The 21,732-nt window shown below is 47.1% G+C and carries 17 protein-coding genes and 1 pseudogene; 16 read left to right on the top strand and 2 right to left on the bottom strand.

Features of this window, described 5'->3' with window-relative positions:
• Positions 1-52: 52 nt before the first annotated feature.
• Positions 53-616, bottom strand: coding sequence for a beta-class carbonic anhydrase (locus CS562_RS22745; protein WP_063563089.1), 564 nt, complete (start codon positions 614-616; stop codon positions 53-55).
• A 224-nt stretch (positions 617-840) separates the two neighbouring features.
• Between CS562_RS22745 and CS562_RS22740 the strand changes: the two genes are divergently transcribed.
• The 16 genes and pseudogenes from CS562_RS22740 to CS562_RS22665 all read left to right on the top strand — a co-directional run.
• A complete protein-coding gene (locus CS562_RS22740; protein WP_099858306.1) occupies positions 841-2,355 on the top strand; it encodes a carboxypeptidase M32 in 1,515 nt (504 codons plus the stop codon).
• A gap of 146 nt (positions 2,356-2,501) precedes the next feature.
• Complete coding sequence (locus CS562_RS22735) at positions 2,502-3,503, top strand: ABC transporter substrate-binding protein (RefSeq protein ID WP_076289077.1); 1,002 nt, start codon at positions 2,502-2,504, stop codon at positions 3,501-3,503.
• 30 nt (positions 3,504-3,533) lie between these two features.
• Positions 3,534-4,328: an ABC transporter ATP-binding protein gene (locus CS562_RS22730; protein WP_076289078.1), complete on the top strand. Its 795-nt coding sequence runs from the start codon at positions 3,534-3,536 to the stop codon at positions 4,326-4,328.
• Positions 4,329-4,366: 38 nt separating this feature from the next.
• Entirely contained in the window at positions 4,367-5,158 is a 792-nt protein-coding gene (locus tag CS562_RS22725) for an ABC transporter permease (RefSeq protein WP_371121628.1), read from the top strand.
• Between the two features lie 456 nt (positions 5,159-5,614).
• A complete protein-coding gene (locus CS562_RS22720; protein WP_076289079.1) occupies positions 5,615-6,592 on the top strand; it encodes an aromatic acid exporter family protein in 978 nt (325 codons plus the stop codon).
• Positions 6,593-6,667: 75 nt separating this feature from the next.
• Positions 6,668-7,228 carry an outer spore coat protein CotE gene (locus tag CS562_RS22715; protein ID WP_076289080.1) on the top strand — a complete coding sequence of 187 codons (561 nt, stop codon included), beginning with the start codon at positions 6,668-6,670 and terminating at the stop codon, positions 7,226-7,228.
• Positions 7,229-7,340: 112 nt separating this feature from the next.
• A complete protein-coding gene (locus tag CS562_RS22710; protein ID WP_257219583.1) occupies positions 7,341-8,591 on the top strand; it encodes a putative amidoligase domain-containing protein in 1,251 nt (416 codons plus the stop codon).
• Positions 8,592-8,790: 199 nt separating this feature from the next.
• Positions 8,791-11,595: a DNA mismatch repair protein MutS gene (mutS, locus tag CS562_RS22705; protein ID WP_099858305.1), complete on the top strand. Its 2,805-nt coding sequence runs from the start codon at positions 8,791-8,793 to the stop codon at positions 11,593-11,595.
• A gap of 21 nt (positions 11,596-11,616) precedes the next feature.
• A complete protein-coding gene (gene mutL / locus CS562_RS22700; protein ID WP_099858304.1) occupies positions 11,617-13,836 on the top strand; it encodes a DNA mismatch repair endonuclease MutL in 2,220 nt (739 codons plus the stop codon).
• A 17-nt stretch (positions 13,837-13,853) separates the two neighbouring features.
• On the top strand, positions 13,854-14,639 hold the full coding sequence (locus tag CS562_RS22695) for a class I SAM-dependent methyltransferase (protein ID WP_099858303.1): 786 nt from the start codon (positions 13,854-13,856) through the stop codon (positions 14,637-14,639).
• The gene (gene miaA / locus CS562_RS22690; RefSeq protein ID WP_373561759.1) at positions 14,623-15,570 is read left to right on the top strand and encodes a tRNA (adenosine(37)-N6)-dimethylallyltransferase MiaA; all 948 of its coding nucleotides are present in this window, start codon (positions 14,623-14,625) and stop codon (positions 15,568-15,570) included. The genes CS562_RS22695 and miaA overlap by 17 nt, the downstream gene beginning before the upstream one ends.
• Before the next feature lie 240 nt (positions 15,571-15,810).
• The gene (locus CS562_RS22685) at positions 15,811-16,032 is read left to right on the top strand and encodes a hypothetical protein (protein ID WP_099858301.1); all 222 of its coding nucleotides are present in this window, start codon (positions 15,811-15,813) and stop codon (positions 16,030-16,032) included.
• A gap of 234 nt (positions 16,033-16,266) precedes the next feature.
• Entirely contained in the window at positions 16,267-16,509 is a 243-nt protein-coding gene (hfq, locus tag CS562_RS22680; RefSeq protein WP_017687918.1) for an RNA chaperone Hfq, read from the top strand.
• A 168-nt stretch (positions 16,510-16,677) separates the two neighbouring features.
• Positions 16,678-19,344, top strand: coding sequence for a penicillin-binding protein 1A (locus tag CS562_RS22675; RefSeq protein ID WP_099858300.1), 2,667 nt, complete (start codon positions 16,678-16,680; stop codon positions 19,342-19,344).
• A 282-nt stretch (positions 19,345-19,626) separates the two neighbouring features.
• On the top strand, positions 19,627-20,190 hold the full coding sequence (locus CS562_RS22670; protein ID WP_099858299.1) for a ribonuclease FAU-1 family protein: 564 nt from the start codon (positions 19,627-19,629) through the stop codon (positions 20,188-20,190).
• Between the two features lie 109 nt (positions 20,191-20,299).
• Positions 20,300-20,872: pseudogene (locus CS562_RS22665) on the top strand (AAA family ATPase); the annotation flags it as partial.
• 447 nt (positions 20,873-21,319) lie between these two features.
• Here CS562_RS22665 and CS562_RS22655 read toward each other — a convergent pair.
• A complete protein-coding gene (locus CS562_RS22655) occupies positions 21,320-21,706 on the bottom strand; it encodes a hypothetical protein (RefSeq protein WP_099858297.1) in 387 nt (128 codons plus the stop codon).
• Positions 21,707-21,732 lie beyond the last annotated feature (26 nt).

Genomic DNA, 21,732 nt, shown 5'->3' with positions numbered 1-21,732 from the left:
AAAAAAGAGTGCGGACCCTGAGGTCCGCACCCAAAACCATTTAGAGAGATGTCTATTGCCCATACCCATCTGCGACAAGATCAAGTTCACCTGTGTAGGAGTCGATGACCATGCCATGAACGGGTACAGTAGGTGGAAGCAATGGATGTTTCTTGATCACTTCCACAGTATGTTTTACCCCTTCTTCAACGCTGTCAAACCCGCGTAGCCACTTTTGTAAACGTATGCCGGAGTTCTCCAGTGTGCTCATGACTTCCTCAGATACACCCCGTTCAACCATATGTCCAATCATGGTCTCTGCGTGTAGGGAAGCCATACCGCATTCCGTGTGTCCAACAACCAGTACTTCGTCGGCACCAAGCTCATAGATGGCGACGAGAACACTACGCATAACAGACCCGAAAGGTTGAGAAATGATTGCGCCAGCGTTTTTGATGATTTTCACATCGCCGTTCTTCAGGTTCATGGCCTTGGGCAGCATTTCCACCAGACGAGTGTCCATACAAGTGATGATGACCATCTTTTTGGTTGGAAACTTGCCTGCCGTATACTTTTCGTATTCTTTAGTCTCGACAAATGATTTGTTGTAAGCCAGAATCTCTTGAATGTTGTTCATGTCTATTGCCTCCTGTTATCCAATACGATGAGCACGGCCACTTGCATAAAATGCAGCTTGTCCTACGCCCTTTGGTTTTTTATTATACCACGGTCAGCAAATTGCATTATTCCTCGGATTGGAGGAATAATGCAATTTGCATCTGTTAAAAGTTGATTATACGCATTGCAAAAAGTATCATCAATAGGGAAACCAACATTTTTTTGAAGAGGTGAACGTTAACAATGGAACAACACACGCAGCAACAGCTGGAATCCTTCCGTAATCTCGCTCGCAAAATCAAGAGTTATCATGAAGCCATTGGTTTGCTTCACTGGGATTTGCGCACAGGTGCGCCCAAAAAAGGTGTCCCGACACGTTCGGAAACACTGGGAATGCTGTCAACCGAAGCATTCAAACTGCAAACCTCAGCCGAGATGAAATCCTACCTGGATACATTAACAAATCCAGCCGTACTGGAACAGCTGGAAGATATCGACCGTCGTCAGGTGGAAGATTGCCAGAAAGAATATAATCGCAGTCAGTCCGTACCACCAGAAAAAGTACAAGCGTATACCGTACTTACCGCCAAATCAGAGACGGCTTGGGAAGATGCTAAGCATAACAGTGATTTTGCAGGTTTTTCGCCCTACCTCACCGATATTGTGAAGCTCAAACAAGAGTTCATTGACTACTGGGGTGTGAAAGATACTCGTTATGATACCCTTCTGGACATGTATGAGCCGGAACTGACTGTAGAAAAGGTGGATGCGGTATTTGCCCGTCTTAAAGCCCGTTTGGTTCCGCTGCAAGAGAAGATTAATGCTTCGGCGAACAAGCCGAACACGGAGTTCCTGAACCAGCTGTTTGACAAGGATCAACAGGAGAAATTCAGTCTGTTTATTCTGGGACAAATGGGTTATGACTTTGAAGCAGGAAGACTTGATGAGAGTGTTCATCCGTTCGCAACGGGCCTGAATCCAGGTGATGTGCGGATCACGACGAATTATTTGCAGGATGATGTGACGAGTGCAGTCTTCAGTTCACTCCACGAAGGCGGACACGCCCTGTATGAGCAAAATATTGACGACAGCCTGGCTGGTACTCTTCTTGCGGAAGGAACGTCCATGGGTATCCACGAATCCCAGTCGCGTCTTTGGGAAAATATGATTGGTCGCAGTCTTCCATTCTGGACGCGTTATTATAAAGATTTGCAACAGCACTTCCCTCAATTAAACGAGGTTGAGCTGGAAGACTTTTATCGGGCGATTAACCGGGTTGAAAGCTCTCTGATTCGGATTGAAGCTGATGAGCTGACGTACAATCTGCACATCATCATTCGTTATGAAATTGAGAAAATGCTGTTTAACGAAGGTCTGGAAGTCAAGGACCTGCCGGAGACCTGGAATGCAAAATACAAGGAATATCTTGGCGTTGTGCCACCAAATGATGGTGTGGGTGTGCTTCAGGACGTTCATTGGTCGGGTGGTGACTTTGGTTACTTTGCATCATACTCGCTCGGCAATATGTATGCTGCACAGATTCTACATACACTGCGCAAAGAAATGCCGGAGTTCGATGCCCATATTGCTGAAGGTAACCTGATCCCCATTAAGGAATGGTTGACTGACAAAATTTATCGTTACGGCAAAAGCCGTACACCTTCTGAACTGATTGTGGCCGTAACGGGTGAAGAGCTGAATCCGGACTATTTGGCTGATTATCTGGAAGCGAAATATGCCGAGATTTACAAGCTGTAAACAGATATAACATCATTATCCAATTTTTGAAGAGCGGGGCATCATTGCCCGGCTCTTCTTTTGCATGCAAGTTCTTAACCTTTTGCTGGGCATCAGCATATCAATAATAGAGAGAACAGCTGAAACCAGTGAAGGAGGGAAATATCATGAAATACACGCCCTGGTTCATCCGGGCCATCGTCATTTTGCTCATTATCATCGTGGCTCTCACCAGCTGCAATAAAGATAAGGATGAAACCAAAATTACGATCGGTGAGGTCACACGTTCTGTTTTTTACGCACCTGAATATGTGGCCGTGGCCCAAGGTTTTTTTGAGGAACAGGGGCTTGAAGTGGACATTCAAACGACGGCTGGTGGAGACAAAACGATGGCTGCACTGCTTGCAGGCTCAGTAGACATCGCGTTGGTCGGAGCTGAGACGTCTATTTATGTCTATCAACAAGGCGCAGAAGATCCGGTCATTAACTTTGCCCAGCTTACACAGACGGACGGAACGTTTCTGTTTGCCCGCGATCCCGAAGGCGACTTTAATTGGGATCAATTGAAACAGAGTACATTCCTTGGACAAAGAAAAGGCGGCATGCCTCAAATGGCAGGTGAATTCACACTGAAAAAACATGGTATTGATCCGCAGAATGATTTGGAATTAATTCAAAATGTGGATTTTGCCAACATCGCTTCTGCATTTGCTTCAGGTACGGGGGATTATGTGCAACTGTTTGAACCTCAGGCTTCCATCTTTGAGAAAGAGGGTCGCGGCAAGGTTGTAGCCTCGTTTGGAACGGAAAGTGGCCATCTGCCTTATACGGTCTTCATGACTAAACAAAGTTACATCAACGACAACAAGGACATCGTTCAGAAGTTCACTAACGGCTTGCACAAAGCACAAGCATGGGTGGATTCCCATACCGCTGAAGAGATCGCTGAAGTCATCAAACCTTATTTCAAAGATATCGATCCAGCCATTCTGGTAAGCAGTGTGAACCGTTACAAAGAACAGGGCACGTATGCAACCGATCCAATCATTGATGAGGACGAATGGAATAACTTGCTGGACGTCATGAGCGCAGCGGGAGAACTGAAACAACGTGTGGACTCTCCAACGATTGTCGATAATTCCTATGCAGAACAAGCAACAACGAAGTAACCAGGTATTCGGGAAAGGACGTGAGCATGTATGCCTGAATCCGAAACGGTGATCAGACTGGAAGGGATTTCGCAAGTCTATGTCAGCGAACGTGAAGCATCACTGGTTATTGAAAATTTGAATCTTCAGGTCGAGCAGGGAGAATTCGTTAGTCTTGTTGGCCCAAGCGGATGTGGTAAAACGACATTGCTGTCGATCATCGCCGGGCTGCTCACACCAACCGCAGGCGAGGTCAAGGTAAAAGGAAAACGCATCGAAGGTCCGTCTGCCCAGATTGGCTATATGTTGCAACAGGATTATCTGTTTCCATGGCGTACCATTTTGGACAATGTCTTGATCGGACTTGAATTGACAGGTGGACTCAATGACGAGAGTCGCGAGCGCACACGTGAGCTGCTGGCAGGTATGGGTCTAGCTGGAACTGAAGCCCAGTATCCTTCAGAGCTATCCGGGGGGATGAGGCAACGGGTGGCTTTGGTACGTACACTGGCTACGGATCCGGGAATACTGTTGCTGGATGAACCCTTTTCTGCACTCGATTATCAAACCAAGCTGCAGCTGGAGGATCTGGTCTCAGACACATTGAAGAAATCCGGCAAAACTTCGGTGCTTGTCACCCATGATCTGTCCGAAGCCATTGCCGTCAGTGACCGCGTCATTGTGCTTGATCGTAATCCGGGTCGCATTCGGAAGGAGTTTATCATTCCCGAAGATCTGCGGAACGCACAGCCTTTTCACGCGAGGGAGCAGCCAGGGTTCAATGAGCTGTTTCAGGCGTTATGGAGTGAACTGGATCAGTCCGGAGGAGGTGAGAAAAACGGGTGAATCAGACGAACCAGAAGCAGGAAATGCGTGATGATTGGATGAGACAGCTGCACCAAAGTCATATTCAGCAGGTTGCCAGATGGCGACATAAAGTGCTGGCGGTGCAGCTGTCCATGCTGGTGTTTATGTTTTTGCTGTGGGAACTGGCAGGAAGACTGCGCTGGATTGATGTGCTTTTGTTCAGTTATCCCAGCAAAATTTTCAATCAGATCTGGAAGGACATCGTCAGTGGAGAACTATGGGCTCATGTTGGGGTAACCGTTGGGGAAACGGCAGTCGGCTTTTTGCTGGGGACACTCGTCGGAACACTGCTTGCGGTTCTGATCTGGTGGTCTCCTTTTTTGTCCAAAGTGCTTGATCCCTATATGGTTGTGTTCAACAGCATGCCCAAAGTAGCGCTGGGTCCAATCTTTATCGTCATGTTTGGTGCAGGATTTACGGCTATTGTCATGACGACGTTATCCATTACAGTCATTATTACTACACTCGTCGTGTATAACAGTTTTAATGAAGTAGATCAGAACTATATTAAGGTTATCCGTACGTTTGGTGGCGATCGTTCCGAGATTTTCAGCAAAGTGGTATTACCCGCATCCTTTCCTGCCATTGTCTCTACCTTAAAAGTAAACGTGGGCATGGCCTGGGTCGGTGTGATCGTGGGTGAATTTCTGGTCGCCAAGCAGGGATTGGGCTATCTGATCATCTATGGATTTCAAGTGTTCAACTTTACCCTTGTTTTATCGAGCCTGTTGATCATTGCGGCTGTAGCTACAGCGATGTACCAACTCGTTGTATATGTAGAACGCAAGTTGCTGGCAGGGCGCAGGTGATTTTGCGAACCATGCGTGTGCAAAATAGAATGCTTCATGATATGTATACAATTTCACAAGAGGTGTCACGTTGCCTGAACCCGTAAAATCAAGTACCATACTAATACGAATATTCCGCGCAGTCCGGAATGAATGCGACGATTGGAGAAGAGGGCCTAGAGGCTTTTGTCGCATCAATCAAATTGCCAGCGTCCCTCATCCGGGGCGCGTTATTGTGACCGACATGCATATGCATGTCGGTTGATGCCGTTTATGAGTGTAGCAGCGAAATAGATATACGGTTCTTCCAGAATGATTCTTTTGATTAGATAAGAAATGGTTTTTGGCAGGATGTGTAATACTAGGGATATGATATATGACGACACACGCTGTCAGGCATTGGTGGACAAGTGCTCACCCGGATAGGTATGGCTCGCTGGCTTTGCCATTTTTGCAGCTTAGAGGAGAGGGAGTTAGATGGGTTTTAGGGTAATTAAAACCGCAATAGCCGCGCTGATGGCCGTGCTGATTGCGGACTGGTGCGGCTTGCCCGGACCAACATCGGCGGGCTTGTTAGCCATACTCGGCGTTGATGTGACACGAAAAAGAAGTATTCGCACCATATCTGCGAGATTTTTCGCTTCCGTAGTGGGGCTTTTATTTGCAAGTGTACTTTTTCACTTTCTTGGCTTCCATTACTGGGTGCTGGCGGTTTACATACTGATTGCATTCCCGGTTATCGTTCGGGCCGGATTCAAGGAAGGCATTGTGACGGGTTCTGTCGTGGTGTTCCGGGTATTTAGCGGCGGCGAAATGGACGTACAGGTGGTTTTGATCCAAATTGGGCTGCTGCTGATTGGTCTCGGTTCCGCGATGGTTGTCAATCTGGCCTATATGCCGGCTGCGGACCCGCAGATGCTGCGTATTCGCAAAAGAATTGATGAATTATTCTCGGTTATCTTCCAGGAGTTTGCAGCCACGCTGCGCAATCCAAACGAAGTATGGGCAGGGAAAGAGCTCATTGAAGCCGACAAGGCTGTACTAGGCGGCATTGAAGCGGCCAAACGTTCATTGGAAAATCAGGTCATCCACCCGAACGAGGGATGGAGTGTTTACTTTTATATGCGCAAAACGCAATTGGATTCCATCCAGCATATGATGCATCTGGTATCCCAGATCTATCAGAAGATGCCGCATGCGGAAATGGTATCGGAGCTGTTCGACCAGCTCAGTCAGGATGTGCTCACTGAATCTTACACCGGACGTACAGAAAAACTTCTCGCAGATGTGCAAGAAGAATTCAAGCGAATGGAGTTGCCGGATACAAGGGAAGAATTCGAGATTCGTTCCGCGATTCTCCAGCTGTGCCGGGAACTCGCGCTGTATCTGAAAATAGCCAAGAAGGACAAAGCACCGTCTCCAGTATCGGACCGGTCCCAATCTACAAATGAATAATAGAAAATAGTTGTCACCCTAGACGGATGCCCTGCATACACTTGTAAAGAATGATTGTATGGAGGAGGTTTAAAGATGTCATTGAGTCATAAACATCAATGTAGAGAGATCATCACGAAGGCGATCTGCGGCAAAGGTCGTAAGTTCTCTACCGTAACACATACCGTGACTCCGCCACATGGTCCGACCAGTATTTTGGGGGCTTGGATTATCAACCACCAATATGAAGCCGTATCAGCGGGGGACGGAATTGAAGTTATTGGTACTTACGATATCAACATTTGGTATTCCTATGACAAAAATTCACAGACGGATGTAGCCAAAGAAACGGTGTCGTATGTAGAACATGTGCCTTTGTCCTATCTGGACCCGAAACACCGGGCCGCCACTGTAGAGGTATCTGCGGATGCAACGCAGGAACCGAGCTGTGTGGAAGCCACGGTGTCGGCAGGTGGAGGCAGCGTAATTATCCGGGTAGAACGGGAATTCGCTGTTGAACTGGTCGCCGAGACCAAAGTATGTGTGAAAGTGTGCACGGATGGCTGTGGAGATTACGAAGACAAGGATTATGACTACGGCAGTGGCGATGGAGATTATGACGATCTCGATCCCGACCTGCTTGACGATGAGCTGTAAGCTCAGTGATCCGGATTCATAAACTTAAGGTATTATATGCGCCGCAAGCGGCAGTGAAGAGGGCGTAAGCCCTCTTTTTTCATTTTGGGCGAGTATCGGGAGGTGGGACAGAATGAATGTGATAGATGAGGCCGAGGAGGCGGTGCGCCGATATGAACGCATGCTCCCTCGTGAACGGGCAGATCGCCTGAAACGATCCGGGATTGAAGTGCTGGCATCGCAGGGCAGACGTGACCGGGAGTTGGGTCTACGTGTACGTTACGATGTAGAGATATGCTGTCTTCAAGCGATTCGCATCAAACGTAGGGACACCAGTGGCATGGGTGGAGCGCAAGAAAGTGTGCTGGATCGTGAAGCGGCATCAACTTTATTCAAACGCATTGAACGGCTTGCCACCAAAGCATTGTATACGGTTGGACTGGATCACGGCGCTATAAGACTGGAAGCGTCAGGAAAGAGCGGTTGTGCTGTCATCTCGATTGACCCAAGGCCATGGAAGGGCATGACGGATCTCTCTGCCATGTACCGTGCAGGCTGGAAACAGCTTCAGTCCGAACTGGATGAAGAGCGGCATCGTAATGCAGCCCCCATACTTGGAATGGACCCTGAGTTCCTGCTTGTGCAAATGCCAGAATCCAAAATTGTGCCCGCCTCCAGGTTTCTCGAACGAACAGGTGTAGCCGGCTGTGATTCCGTGACGATTAATGGACGACGAATATATCCTGTTGCCGAACTACGACCTGCACCCAGCTCTGAGCCGCGCGAGTTGTTGGCTCATCTGATGAGAGCCTTTGCGGCGGCTTCCCGCAGTATTAGTGATCACTCGCTGATCTGGCAGGCAGGGGGAATGCCCCAGCGTGGCTTGCCACTGGGCGGACATGTTCATTTCAGTGGCGTTACATTAAACGGGGACCTGCTGCGTGCGCTTGACAATTATCTGGCGCTGCCGCTTGCCGTTCTTCAGGATCCACGAGGATCAGGTCGCCGTCCACGTTATGGGGCATTAGGTGATTTTCGACTGAAATCTTACGGTGGATTCGAATACCGCACATTACCCAGTTTTTTGGTATCTCCTTTGGTTGCCAAAGGAGTTGTGGCTTTGGCTGGTCTTATCGCGAGAGGTTACCAACAATTGCGTCAACGTCCATTGGCGAAGGCTGTTATTCATACTGCTTTTTATGAAGGCAACCGTGAGGTGATGCAGGCGCATATTCCGGCACTGCTGGATGACCTGACACAAATGGATGGTTATGAACGTTATGAACTTTACGCTGCTCCATTAATTAGCCAGTTAAGACAGGGTAGGACATGGGACGAGAGTCGGGATATACGTAAACTCTGGAATATTCGAGCAGGTTCATGAAGAGTGGGCACTTTTTTGTTATAATGAGAAATAAGTCGATTTTGATCATCGTTATGGAAGAAATGGAACAGCAACCTATGAGGGAAGCGGCGGATGCCGAAACATGAGGCGGTGGCACGATTAAGGTGCCTAACCGCCTTATTGCTCCTTCCGGGACAGCTTCTCTTCCTGACAACATTGGAACGGATGGAGGATACTCATGGCTCAGTATACGCCAATGATTCAACAATATTTGCAAGTGAAGGCCGAGGCGCAGGACGCTTTTCTTTTTTTTAGATTAGGTGATTTCTATGAAATGTTCTTTGATGATGCAGTTAATGCTTCCCGTGAACTAGAAATTACATTAACAGCACGTGCAGGTGGGGGAGAAGATAAAATCCCGATGTGCGGTGTGCCTTATCATTCGGCTGACAATTACATACAGCGCTTGATTGAAAAAGGATACAAAGTAGCCATCTGCGAGCAGATGGAAGATCCAACGGTAACCAAGGGCATGGTGCGGCGTGAAATTGTACGAGTTATAACACCCGGAACGGTAATGGAAGGCAAGACCTTGGGGGACAAGTCCAACAACTATATGGTGTGCCTGACAGGGAATCAGAACACACTTGCACTGGCTGCCTGTGACTTGTCCACAGGGGAACTCTATGTGACGTCAGTTCCTTACTCCCAAGAGTGGCTCAAGGATGAGATCGGGATCTATGAACCTTCGGAACTGGTGGGGGATGCTGCGTTGCTGGATACGATGGCTACCCAGGCATCTCCAATTGGTCGGCCTGTGGTATACACACCATGGACGAAGAGCAAGGAAGATTTGGTGCGTCAGCAATTCGGCGAAGCGGTGTGGGCACGTCTGGAGCCTGAACGTCAAGCTTGTATAGCGCGTCTTTTCTCCTATTTAAGTGAGACGCAGAAGCGTTCACTTGGCCAATTGACACAGGTTTCAACGTATGAGCCGGATCACTTTATGATTCTGGACCCCTTTACTCGGCGCAACCTGGAACTGGTGGAAACCGTACGTGAGCGTTCGAAAAAAGGTTCGCTGCTCTGGCTGCTGGATCGCACAGAGACGTCCATGGGTGCCCGGATGCTGCGTCGTTGGGTGGATAAACCCTTGCTGCAAAAAGGCAAAATCAATGAACGTCTGGAAGCGGTAGATACGCTGTATAACCAGTTTATATTGCGGGAAGATCTGCGTGCAGAACTTAAAGACATCTACGATCTGGAACGCCTGGTGGGTCGAATTGCCTTCGGTAACGCCAACGGCCGGGATCTGAATGCACTGAAGGTGTCACTGGATAAAATTCCGGGGCTACGTCAGTATTGTGCAGGTTCGCCTTCTACAACGCTACAGCACATTGCTGGTATTATGGATGATTGCAGTGATTTGCGAGATGCAATCGGTCAGGCTATCGTTGATGAGCCACCGGTGTCCGTGCGTGATGGCGGCTTAATTCGTGAAGGGTACCACGAGCGGCTGGATGAGCTCCGGGAAGCCTCGGTGAATGGTAAACAGTGGATTGCTGAATTGGAAGCCAGAGAGCGTGAAGCAACCGGCATTCGCTCGCTGAAAATTGGTTACAACAAAGTGTTTGGGTACTATATTGAAATTACCAAGTCGAACCTGGCTTCTCTGCCAGAAGGCCGTTATGAGCGGAAACAAACCCTTGCCAATGCTGAGCGTTATATTACACCGGAGCTAAAAGAAAAAGAGACGCTGATTCTGGAAGCTCAGGACAAGATGGTTGATATTGAGTACGGCTTGTTCGCGGAATTGCGGGAACGGCTTAATCAGGAGATCGCCAGGCTGCAAAAACTGGCTGAGCTGGTGGCGGAAATTGATGTGTATCAATCCTTTGCCGTTATCAGTGCAGAGCGCAATTTCGTACGGCCTACATTGACCGATGGTTACGATCTGGTCGTGGAACAGGGGCGCCATCCGGTAGTTGAAGCAGTGATGAGAGATGGAGCTTTCATTGCCAACAACACTGCAATGCAGAAGGAAGAGGCGCGCATTCTGCTGATTACCGGCCCGAATATGGCAGGGAAAAGTACGTATATGCGGCAGGTAGCGCTGATTTCGATTCTGGCGCAGATCGGCTGTTTCGTGCCAGCCGGGCAAGCTGAAGTACCGATTATGGATCGTATTTTCACACGGATTGGTGCGGCAGACGATCTCATCGGCGGACAAAGTACGTTTATGGTGGAGATGGCCGACATTCAGGTCATGACGGATAAAGCAACACCACGCAGCCTGATTATTATTGATGAATTGGGCCGGGGGACGTCTACCAGTGAGGGAATGGCGATTGCCCAGTCTGTCATTGAATATGTGCACGATATCATTGGGTGCAAAGCGCTGGTATCAACTCATTTCCATGAGCTTGCTCATTTGGAAGAGAGCTTGGACAAGTTGGCGAATTACTCGATGGCCGTTCAGGAGAGCGGGGACAAGGTTAATTTCCTGCGTAAACTGATCGCCGGGGCTGCAAGCAGCAGCTACGGAATCTATTGCGCACGGCTTGCAGGTCTGCCGGACAGCATCATTGAACGAGCGAATGGCTTGCTGCACGGTTTCGAACATGCGGCGGCTCAGGTTGCGGTTGGAAGTGAATTTGCCGGGAAGGACAAGCAACAATCGGATGATCATGCTCGAGATGGTGTAGAGTTCCAGTCAACTGATCATTCGTCATTGATTCGGGAGCAGGAATCTACAGAACCTGTCGAACTCTCTGTTGCGACTGAAGCTCAAGAATGGAAACAACAGGACAAAAAACAAAACGGCAAGCAGCAGTCAGTCTCCAAACATGCGGATGTGGTTCAACTGTCCATCTTTGGGGATGAAGAGCCAAGTGTAACTCCGAAAACCGAGGTTGTTGCCCTTGACAAGCCTGCCAGGGAGTTTATTCGTAATATGAAAGATATTGATGTAATGAACATGACGCCACTTCAGGCGATGCAAATACTGAATGATCTCAAATTAAAGGCACAGCAATTATCCTGATTATAGGGGAGGGGAAAACCTGTGGCGAAAATTCATGTGCTTGATGAACATATTGCCAACCAGATTGCGGCAGGTGAGGTGGTCGAACGGCCTGCTTCAGTCGTTAAAGAGTTGCTCGAAAACTCGGTGGATGCAGGCGCCTCCAAAATTGATGTTACGGTGGAAGAGGGCGGACTGCTCCGTATTCGGGTCAAAGATAATGGTTCCGGTATCGAGCCGGAGGATATGGAAAAGGCCTTCTATCGTCATGCAACCAGTAAAATAGCTCATGGCCGCGATCTGTTCCAGATCACAAGTCTTGGATTCCGGGGAGAGGCCTTGGCGAGTATTGCCGCTGTCTCCAAAGTGGAAGTGTTATCAGCTAGCGGGAATGACGGGCGAGGACGCCGAATCGTGATTGAGGGCGGCAAACTTCTCTCACATGAGGATGAAACCTCACCCCAGGGCACCGACTTTGAGGTAAAAGAACTATTTTTCAATACGCCGGCTAGACTTAAATATATGAAAACGATCCAGACTGAGCTGGGACATATCTCGGATGTTCTCTATCGCATGGCGATGTCTCATCCTAATATCTCGTTCACGCTGCGACATAATGAAAATACGCTGCTTCAGACGCTGGGCAATGGGGATCTGCTGCAAGTGGTTGCAGCAATCTATGGTACAAGCGCCGCCAAAGCGATGCTTCCCATTCAGGGAGAGAGTCTGGATTATCGTGTGAGTGGGCTGATCAGTTTGCCGGAATGGACTCGTGCCAATCGTGGCGGCATGTCAACCATTGTGAATGGACGATTTATTCGGAATTACGGGCTCAACCAGGCTATTCTGAAGGCGTATCATACGCTGCTGCCCATTAATCGCTTCCCACTTGTCGTGGTGCAATTGGAAATGCATCCATCCCTGGTCGATGTGAACGTGCATCCGGCGAAGTTGGAGGTTCGTTTTAGCAAGGAAGCGGAGCTGTACGAGTTTGTGGAAACGACACTGCGTGGAATCTTACGGAAGGAAGTGCTTATTCCTCAGGTAACCAAGCAGCAAATCAGACGTGGAGATAACAGTTCCTTTATCCAGGAACAATTTCTGTTCCCAAGAGGTCCTTTAAAGGACGAATCGGAATCTGCGGGGTATGGGCAACAGGGTCCATTAGGGAAAACTGCTGGCCTCGATAAAACGACTTCAGAGGACGATGACCTGGATGCTCCAGCTGATTTGGCTCCGTCTGATGTGCAATCAGTTCCTGATGGAAACGGTGAGGGTCAGTCGCTGCCATTGCCTGAAGCCCCACCCGAGATACCACCATCCTATGATCCATTCGGGATGTTGAGCGGGGACCTAGGATCTAATGTCCTGAAGCAAAATTATAGTCCTGACGAAAACCCCCATAGCGATGAAGCTTCTACTTTGAGTGAAAGTACCGGTGCTAACGGAGATCGTGCTGCGCAAGATGCCTTACCTTTAACTGAAGATAAGGGGCTGTCTACTTCACAGGCTCAGGCTTCTGCGTATCGTTCCAATTCGGTGAATTCTCCGGTTAGAGAAGGGCGTTCATCTTATAATTCATCTGCAGTGGCTGCAAAAGGAGAACGGAGCTGGAAGACTCCAAGTTTACCGGACCCGGCAAAGCTGGCATCCGCCATTAAGTCGGATGTTTCCATGCCCGCGTTTCCCGAGCTAAGTCTGATTGGGCAGCACCACGGGACGTACTTGATTGCACAAAATCAAGATGGTCTATATCTGATTGATCAGCATGCTGCCCATGAACGGGTGAATTATGAATATTACTACGAGCAGTTTGGCAATCCGGCTCAGGCTTCGCAGGAGTTGTTGTTGCCCATTACATTGGAGTTCACACCATCCGAGACCGAAAAGCTCAAAACAAGACTGGCATGGTTCGAGCAGGCTGGTGTCTATTTGGAACATTTCGGTGGGCAGACTTTCCGGGTGCGTTCTCACCCGTTCTGGTTCCCTAAGGGGGATGAGAAAGACATTATTGAAGAGATGTCAGAATGGGTGCTGAGTGAACGTAGTATTGATGTTGCCAAAATGCGAGAAGCAGCCTCCATTATGTGCTCTTGCAAAGCTTCCATTAAAGCCAATCAGAAATTGACGGATCAGGAGGCGGAAGTGTTGATTCAGCGCCTAGGTTCTTGCCGTCAACCATATACTTGTCCACACGGGAGACCGATTGTGGTGTCATTTTCAACCTATGATCTGGAGAAATTGTTCAAACGGGTCATGTAGCTACTTAGGAGGAACTTATGTATATTACAACCGGTGAAAAGGAAGCAGGCCACCTTGTGGAACGTGCACGAAACCTGGCGGAAACAACAGGAGGGACCTATGTACCGCGCAAAAAAATGTCTTTACCTGCACTGACTGCACATTATGGGATAGATGAAATTGTAGTTGTGCTTCAGGGTAAAGTTCGTTTGTTTCGTCCGGATTCACCGCTGCTTGAGTTTCACCCCAGTATGGGATTTGTTCGGGCCAAACGTGTGTTAAATGGAGAAGCTGATCCGATGCTGGACGCAGGGGCGATTCTTGAAGGGGATACTGTTATCGATTGTACAGCAGGATTGGGCACCGATGCACTGGTATTCTCGGTTGCTGTAGGCAAAAGTGGTCGGGTCATCGCCTGTGAAAGCTCCCTCCCACTGTACACGTTATTAGTAGAAGGCATGTCTCAATATGAGAGCATTAAGCCTGCGGTAAACGAAGCTTTCCGGCGCATTGAGCTGCGGCATGCAAATCATCTCGATTTGCTGCGTTCCTTGCCAGACCGAAGCTGTGACACGGTATATTTCGATCCGATGTTCCGTGAACCAATGCTTGATTCAAGCGCCATTCAGCCTTTGCGAGATTATGCGAATCCAAGTGCACTGGATAAACAGAGTATTATTGAAGCGAAAAGAGTTGCCCGCAAGCGGGTAGTTATGAAAGAGAAGCGCGGCAGCGCGGAGTTTACGAGACTCGGTTTTGAAGTGCATGACCGGGGCAATGCAAAAACACTGTACGGAGTGATTAATGTTGAAAGCGGAAGTTAAACCGAAGCTGCTTGTGCTGGTTGGACCAACAGCGGTAGGCAAAACAAGAATGAGTATCGAGCTTGCACAGGCGTTCAATTGCGAGATAATTTCAGGGGATTCAATGCAAGTATATCGCGAAATGGATATCGGAACGGCTAAAATTACTCGCGATGAAATGAAGGGTGTGCCCCATCACCTCATCGACATCCATGAACCGGAATACCCCTATTCCGTGGCGGAATTTCAGGAAAGCTGCACACGTCTGATTGTGGAAATCCATGAGCGCGGCAAGTTGCCTTTTATTGTTGGTGGTACTGGTCTGTATGTGGAATCGGTATGTTACGGCTTTCAATTTTCGGACAGCGGCTCAGATGAAGCGTTCCGGGATGAACAGTTCCGTTATGCAGAGCAACATGGCCCGCAGGCGTTACATGATAAGCTGAGGGTCATTGATCCGGTTAGCGCAGAACGACTGCATCCGAATGACCAACGCCGAATTGTTCGTGCACTGGAGATCTATCACCTCACAGGTGAGAAGTTATCCGAGCAGCTGGCTTCCCAGAAAAAAGAGTCTCCATATGATCTACTTATTGTGGGTTTGACAATGGATCGTCAGAAACTGTATGCCCGAGTGGAAGAACGAATTGATCTTATGATCGAGCAGGGTTTGGTAGATGAGGTCAAGTCTTTGCTGGAGCGAGGCGTAGCGAGAGGACATATTTCCATGCAGGGGCTCGGCTATAAGGAAATTGCGGCTTATCTTCAGGGTGAAGTAAGCTGGGATGCTGCGGTGGAGTGGTTGAAAAGGGATACGCGTCGTTTTGCCAAGCGGCAATTGTCCTGGTTCCGGCATATGAAAGATATTGAATGGGTAGATATGACGGATACCGAAGATTTTGCAGGGAATTATGCCCATGTAAGTGAGATGATCAAACGCAAGTTTGACTGAATATAGAAGGTGGGATTTGTCACCTATTAGGACTTTAGAACCTCTATCTTTTAGAAATAAAAGGTAGAGGTTCTTACTTTTTTGATATGAAATGACGTCATTAAAAGAGGCAATAATCGGTGGTGTATACAGATTTAAGCAGAAAATTTCATTGTGAAAAAATAACATAAATATTAAAATGAATTCACATGACAGGCTAATTGTTTTGATTCAAAGCTAAAGTGGAAGGGGGAAGATTTTATGAGTGCAGAACCGAGCGGAGTGGCAAGTTTATATCTCTTTTTTTCAGGATTGATTGGAATTGCTTTCGCCATTGGAGGTCTTGTCGCATTAATTTGGTTAATTATTGTTCTAATCAATACCAATACATACCTGAAACTCTTGATCAATGATAAGAAGAATCGGAAAAATATTACGTTAGTCAAAGAAGAAGAGAAACCGTATACAAATCCAGAAAAATAGAAGGGAAACGTGGGAAAAGGTAGAATTTGTCCCTCTTTTGCAATTCTGACAAGCGGTGTATAATGGATAAGTCTTCTAGTTGCAAGCGAAGCTCAGGCATAGGTGCAAAATAGCAGACAAGGGGTTTTTGTGGATTATATGAATCCGTTCATGATATAATAGCACGAAAGCTACTCAGCGATATTGAATATTACTTATAACACGAATTCAAATGAACCAATGGGGGTACGGCTAATGAACAAGTCCATCAACATCCAAGATACGTTCTTGAACCAACTGCGGAAAGAAAACATTCCAGCTACAGTCTATTTGACTAATGGCTTTCAAATCCGCGGAACGATCAAGGCATTTGACAATTTTACGATCGTCATTGACAGCGACGGACGCCAGCAAATGGTCTACAAGCACGCCATCTCCACGTTCACGCCGCAACGCAGCGTATCGCTGATGCAGCAAGATAATAGCGGCGAAGCTTAAAAAATTACGAAACCTTTTTATCAACCATTTCGTCTACATGTATAGGAATTGAAACAGAGCAACCTGAATAAGGGTTGTTCTTTTCATTCCGGGCAAAATAAGCTCTATAGGAGTTTGAGCCAGCAGACGAATAGAAATTATGCAACTGAAAGGGAGTCAGGAGGTAACATGCCAAACGATCCGTTGTCGAGGTCTAACAATCGCAACAGTAATAACAAGTCAACCAAAAAAGCGAAGCCAAAGACCTCTAAAAAGAAAAAAATTACGGGTAAACGCGTTGGATGGACACTGTTTTTCACCATGGCAATCGCCATATTCTGTGCACTGGGTGGATATTTATTTATTATGGTGAGTGGCGAAAATCTGCTCAAAGCCAACAAGGACAAAACAACAATCAATGAAACTTCAAAAGTATATGATCGTAACGGTCAGTTAATGGGCGAGTTGTCCATTCAAAAGCTGGAGCCGGTCAATGAAGAAGATATTCCGGATTTGGTAAAGGAAGCTTTTGTTGCTACGGAGGACAGACGATTCTACGAGCATCAGGGCGTGGACATCTGGTCCATCGGACGGGCGGCGGTTAAAGACGTCATGGCCCGCTCCATGGTGGAGGGTGGTAGTACACTGACTCAGCAGCTTGCGAAAAATATGTTCTTGTCCCGTGACAAAACTTTCTTCCGGAAAGCGACGGAGGTTTCCATTGCAATGGCATTGGAGCGCAAGTACTCAAAAGACGAGATTCTGACGATGTATCTGAACCGGATTTTCTTTGGTCATCAGCGTTATGGAATTAAGGCTGCGTCTGAATTTTATTTTGGAAAAAAAGATTTAAACGATCTTAAGTTATGGGAAATTGCCACATTGGCAGCGATGCCTAAAGGGCCTTCAGCTTATAACCCGCTGAGCAATCCCAACGATTCCAAGGCACGTCGCGCTGTGGTATTGCAGCTGATGTATGAGCAAGGTTACATCACCAAGGCTGAAATGGATGAAGCCAAAGCAGTAGATTATGACTATACACCGCCTGAGAAAGATCAAAAGTATCAAGCCTTTATTGACTATGTTCTTCGTGAAGCAGAAAAAGTGACTGGTAAAACGGAGGATGATCTGAATATCGGCGGGTACAAAATTTACACGACGATGGATGCTCAGGCTCAAACAGCCATGGAAAGTGCTTTCTCGGATGATAGTTTGTTTGAGTCAAGTAAAGACGATCAGCCAGTTCAAGGCTCCATGGTCATTATGAACCATGAAAATGGCAGTCTCGTCGCCTTGATGGGCGGACGGGATTATCAAACGAAGGGCTATAGCCGGGTAACACAGAGCCGCAGACAACCTGGATCGGCATTTAAACCGATTGTGACTTATGCACCGGCTCTTGAATCAGGTAATTACAATGCAAACTCAGCTCTTAGTAATGAAAAGCAATGCTTCGGCAATTACTGTCCGGGTAACTTGCATGGGTATTCTTCTACCATTAGCATGACGGATGCCATTACCAAATCGGAGAATATCCCGGCAGTATGGCTCCTAAACAAAATTGGTGTGAATACAGGTGTTCAGTTTGCCAAAAGCGTAGGTATCCAGCTTACGGATGAAGACAAAAACCTGGCGATCGCGCTGGGTGGTCTTAGCAAAGGTACGAATACGCTGGAAATGGCGCAAGCCTATAGTGCATTCGCTAATCTGGGTGAGTACCAGCAGGCGTATTCCATTAAGGAAATTAAGGATAGCGCTGGGAAAACGACCTATAAACACGATAAATCGGAAACAACACGTGTCATGAGTGAGCAAAATGCTTATTCCCTGACTAAGATGCTGCAAAATGTCGTGAATGACGGTACAGGTCGTTCAGCACGTCTGGATCGACCCGTTGCTGGTAAGACGGGAACCGTTCAAAGTGGTATTTCCGGCAACAGTGCCAACCGTGATGTTTGGTTCGTCGGATACACGCCAGAATGGACTGCGGCAGTATGGATGGGTTACGACAATCCAGATGCAAACCATATGCTCAAAAATAGTAGTAAGCTGTCAGCGGCGTTCTTTGCCAAAGTTATGGGGGATGCGTTGAAAGGAGTTCCTGTGAAGGACTTCAAAGCTCCAGCAGGTGCCCAGACACCTCCACCGGAAAAAGAACCAGAGCAACCAACGCTTTCAGTGAGTGGTTTGAATGGAGCTTATGATCCATCTACGCAAACTGTATCGTTGAATTGGACTTCAACGGGGGATTCCTCGACACAGTATCGGATTTACAGAAAAGAAACATCTGAGGGCCAGTTCACCCACCTCATTGATGCAGTTGGTTCGACCAGTGCGCAGGATCTAAGTGCGCTCCCTGGTCTCACTTATGAGTATTATGTAACAGCATATGATCTGGCTTCCGGACAGGAAACGGATCCTTCCAATACCATATCGCTTATGATTGAAGCGGAGGAATTGGAACCGGAACAGCCAGATACGGGCACGGAGCCAGGAACGACGGAGCCGGGTACAGAACAGCCTGGAACAGAAAATCCAGACAACGGTTCGTCGGGGAATGGAAGTTCTGAAGGTAACAATGGCAACGGAAATGAAAATGGTAACAATGGTAACAATGGTAACGGCAATAATGGAAATGGAAACAATGGCGGGACAGGTCAAGGGAACGGACAGACCGGAGAAGGAAACACACCGCCGGGACAGGGAACAACAGAACCTGGAGGTACGGGTGAAGGTTCCAATGATGGGTCTGTAACGACACCAGGCGAAGTGGTCACACCGCCAGATAGTGGAAACAACGGTAACACTGGAGAAACGGATACACCCACTGATTCTCAAACTGGAACTGGCGGTTAACAAAAATAAGCCGCATTAAATAATTACAGCCTAAAACCTGCTCCCTGATGTTGGGGAGCAGGTTTTTTGGTTTGTGTAGCGTTCGGCGTGGAACCAAAGCTCTCCGATAGATGGGGCAAAGCTTGATTTTGAGTGTATAACTTAAATATGGTAAGCTGTAACTATTCGTAATACGTTGTGCAAAGCGGATTCAGGGGCTTGTGGAATCGGTAATGCGGACGTTATTCGCTGTTCACCAATATCAGCAGGTCACGGACCTGTGGTCGGCAAAGAGGGGTTCGTATGAAACGGAAATTCGGGGACCGCGCGAACTGGCGCCGGATTACGAACCGACAATTTACATGCCGGTTCGTTCAATCCAAAATTTTTACGGGTTACATTACGCTGTATACGATACAAGATTTGAAAGAGCCTTTGTGGAAAACCTATGGAGGAAGTACCTTCTGCATTGCGGATAAAGGTTATTCCTGGTTGCAGTATTATCCAAAAGGCGAGCATTTTGTTGTTACGGCGATGTTTGATGATCAGGAGCGGATTGTTGAATGGTACATTGATACATGCCGCAGCCAGGGCATAACCGATCAGGGTGTTCCATGGTTTGATGATCTGTATCTGGATGTCGTTGTCCTGAAGGATGGAGAAATATTTTTGCTGGACGAGGATGAACTTGAAGATGCTCTTTCTCGTAAGCACATTACCACGGGGGATTATGATCTGGCTAACCGAACAGCAAAGGAATTGTTGCATGCTATTGATGCTCATGTGTTTCCCTATTTCCAACTGTCTCTGAAGCATAGACAGACCCTGTTTGAGAATGGGGAGTTTAAAAAAAATATTCAGATTTGAGTCATGGAAAAGTCCCATAATTCTTCGCCATACTTCTAATATTAGAGCACCTGATAGAATACATTAATAATCAGGAGAGTTCAGCCCGATAAAATAGAGGTGATGGCGAATGAACGGACGGGTCATGGCTGCAGGAGGGCAACCGGGAGGCAGACCATCCAGACAAATTAATGTTGTTTTGCGTAACCAGGAACCTCAGATGCTGGTCAAAGAAGAAGAGACAGCAATACAAGCAGCAAAAGGTTTAGCCAAACATGCGCATTTTCAGGAAATTCAAGGTGAGTTAGAGCAACTGGTTGGACTTGAAAATATCAAAGATTTAGTATTTGAAATCTATGCTTTCTTACAGATTGCCCAGATGCGTACCGAAGCTGGTTTGATAAGTGGGGCGCACGTGTATCATATGATTTTCAAAGGCAATCCGGGAACCGGAAAAACAACGGTAGCACGAATTGTTGCGAAGCTTTTTCAGAAGATGGGTGTATTGAGTAAGGGTCACTTGATTGAAGTGGAACGTGCAGACTTGGTCGGAGAATATATTGGGCATACGGCACAGAAAACCAGAGACTTGGTCAAGAAGGCACTGGGTGGAATTTTGTTTATTGACGAGGCTTACAGTCTGGCTCGCGGGGGCGAGAAGGATTTTGGGAAGGAAGCGATCGATACACTTGTAAAGTCAATGGTTTGGAATATTATGTGTTTGATTCACTCAGCTTTGATAAGCCAAAGTGGGGAGGTGAAACCTTTACCCACAAATGGAGCAAAATTGAACCTTTGTTCCCCATGATGTTGGACAAGTATCAAAAGGACTTACTCAGCTTTGAAAAAATAGCAGAAGCCACTGAGACTGATTGGTGGACAATCAAGGAAATGTTTAAAGCAAAAGGGGTAATACTCGAATCAACTAAAGAAAGAGCCAAGAAGAGGCGTTCACGCGACTTTGAGAGGATATACAATCTTCACTATGTTGATGGACTATCTTTCACCAAGATCTACAAGCAATATGGTCTAAGCCCAACTTACTGTAAACAAGTACTCTCAGAAAACATACACAAGTTAAAAAAATGAAAAAAATACCCCTCAAGAGGAATTGCTTAGCCTCAAGAGGGGTATAGTTATATCTAATTCATTATTTAACCTGTGCTGATCGTTTTAATGCTGCATCGATAATAATCTCAATAAGTTGTCGTTCAGAATCCGTTGGTACGACTGCGTTTTTTGCAAGCAAATCATCAATAATTCTAAGTGAAATTGCCCTTTTATCAACATTGTCTTCCATTTGCTCATCTACATATTTAACAACTAACTCTGCAATATCCAATGCAAATGATGCTTTATTCTTGTTTAATCCTCTGACATTTATCACATCTAAAACAAGGTGTGTTACTAGCAGCATCTGTTGCATCCCTTCAGTCTTTTCCTTGTTAATCCAACCTTTTTTCTTTGCATATGGAATGACAAACAATCCTCCTGCAACAGCAGCAAGAATAATAGCAATAATATATATGTTGTCCATTTAATCTAATCTCCTTTTATGTATGA

The organism is Paenibacillus sp. LK1 (genome assembly GCF_002750415.1).
GTDB classification, from domain to species: Bacteria; Bacillota; Bacilli; order Paenibacillales; family Paenibacillaceae; genus Paenibacillus; species Paenibacillus taichungensis.
Note: the sequence above shows the minus strand (reverse complement) of the source record. Positions and strands in the feature narration are given on the sequence as shown.

Coding starts and splice junctions, on each gene's coding strand:
- CS562_RS22655 (WP_099858297.1), bottom strand. CDS start 21,706: ATGGACAACATATATATTATTGCTATTATTCTTGCTGCTGTTGCAGGA.
- CS562_RS22735 (WP_076289077.1), top strand. CDS start 2,502: ATGAAATACACGCCCTGGTTCATCCGGGCCATCGTCATTTTGCTCATT.
- CS562_RS22710 (WP_257219583.1), top strand. CDS start 7,341: ATGAATGTGATAGATGAGGCCGAGGAGGCGGTGCGCCGATATGAACGC.
- CS562_RS22745 (WP_063563089.1), bottom strand. CDS start 616: ATGAACAACATTCAAGAGATTCTGGCTTACAACAAATCATTTGTCGAG.
- mutS (WP_099858305.1), top strand. CDS start 8,791: ATGGCTCAGTATACGCCAATGATTCAACAATATTTGCAAGTGAAGGCC.
- CS562_RS22725 (WP_371121628.1), top strand. CDS start 4,367: ATGAGACAGCTGCACCAAAGTCATATTCAGCAGGTTGCCAGATGGCGA.
- CS562_RS22695 (WP_099858303.1), top strand. CDS start 13,854: ATGTATATTACAACCGGTGAAAAGGAAGCAGGCCACCTTGTGGAACGT.
- CS562_RS22730 (WP_076289078.1), top strand. CDS start 3,534: ATGCCTGAATCCGAAACGGTGATCAGACTGGAAGGGATTTCGCAAGTC.
- CS562_RS22670 (WP_099858299.1), top strand. CDS start 19,627: ATGAAACGGAAATTCGGGGACCGCGCGAACTGGCGCCGGATTACGAAC.
- CS562_RS22685 (WP_099858301.1), top strand. CDS start 15,811: ATGAGTGCAGAACCGAGCGGAGTGGCAAGTTTATATCTCTTTTTTTCA.
- CS562_RS22715 (WP_076289080.1), top strand. CDS start 6,668: ATGTCATTGAGTCATAAACATCAATGTAGAGAGATCATCACGAAGGCG.
- CS562_RS22720 (WP_076289079.1), top strand. CDS start 5,615: ATGGGTTTTAGGGTAATTAAAACCGCAATAGCCGCGCTGATGGCCGTG.
- hfq (WP_017687918.1), top strand. CDS start 16,267: ATGAACAAGTCCATCAACATCCAAGATACGTTCTTGAACCAACTGCGG.
- CS562_RS22740 (WP_099858306.1), top strand. CDS start 841: ATGGAACAACACACGCAGCAACAGCTGGAATCCTTCCGTAATCTCGCT.
- CS562_RS22675 (WP_099858300.1), top strand. CDS start 16,678: ATGCCAAACGATCCGTTGTCGAGGTCTAACAATCGCAACAGTAATAAC.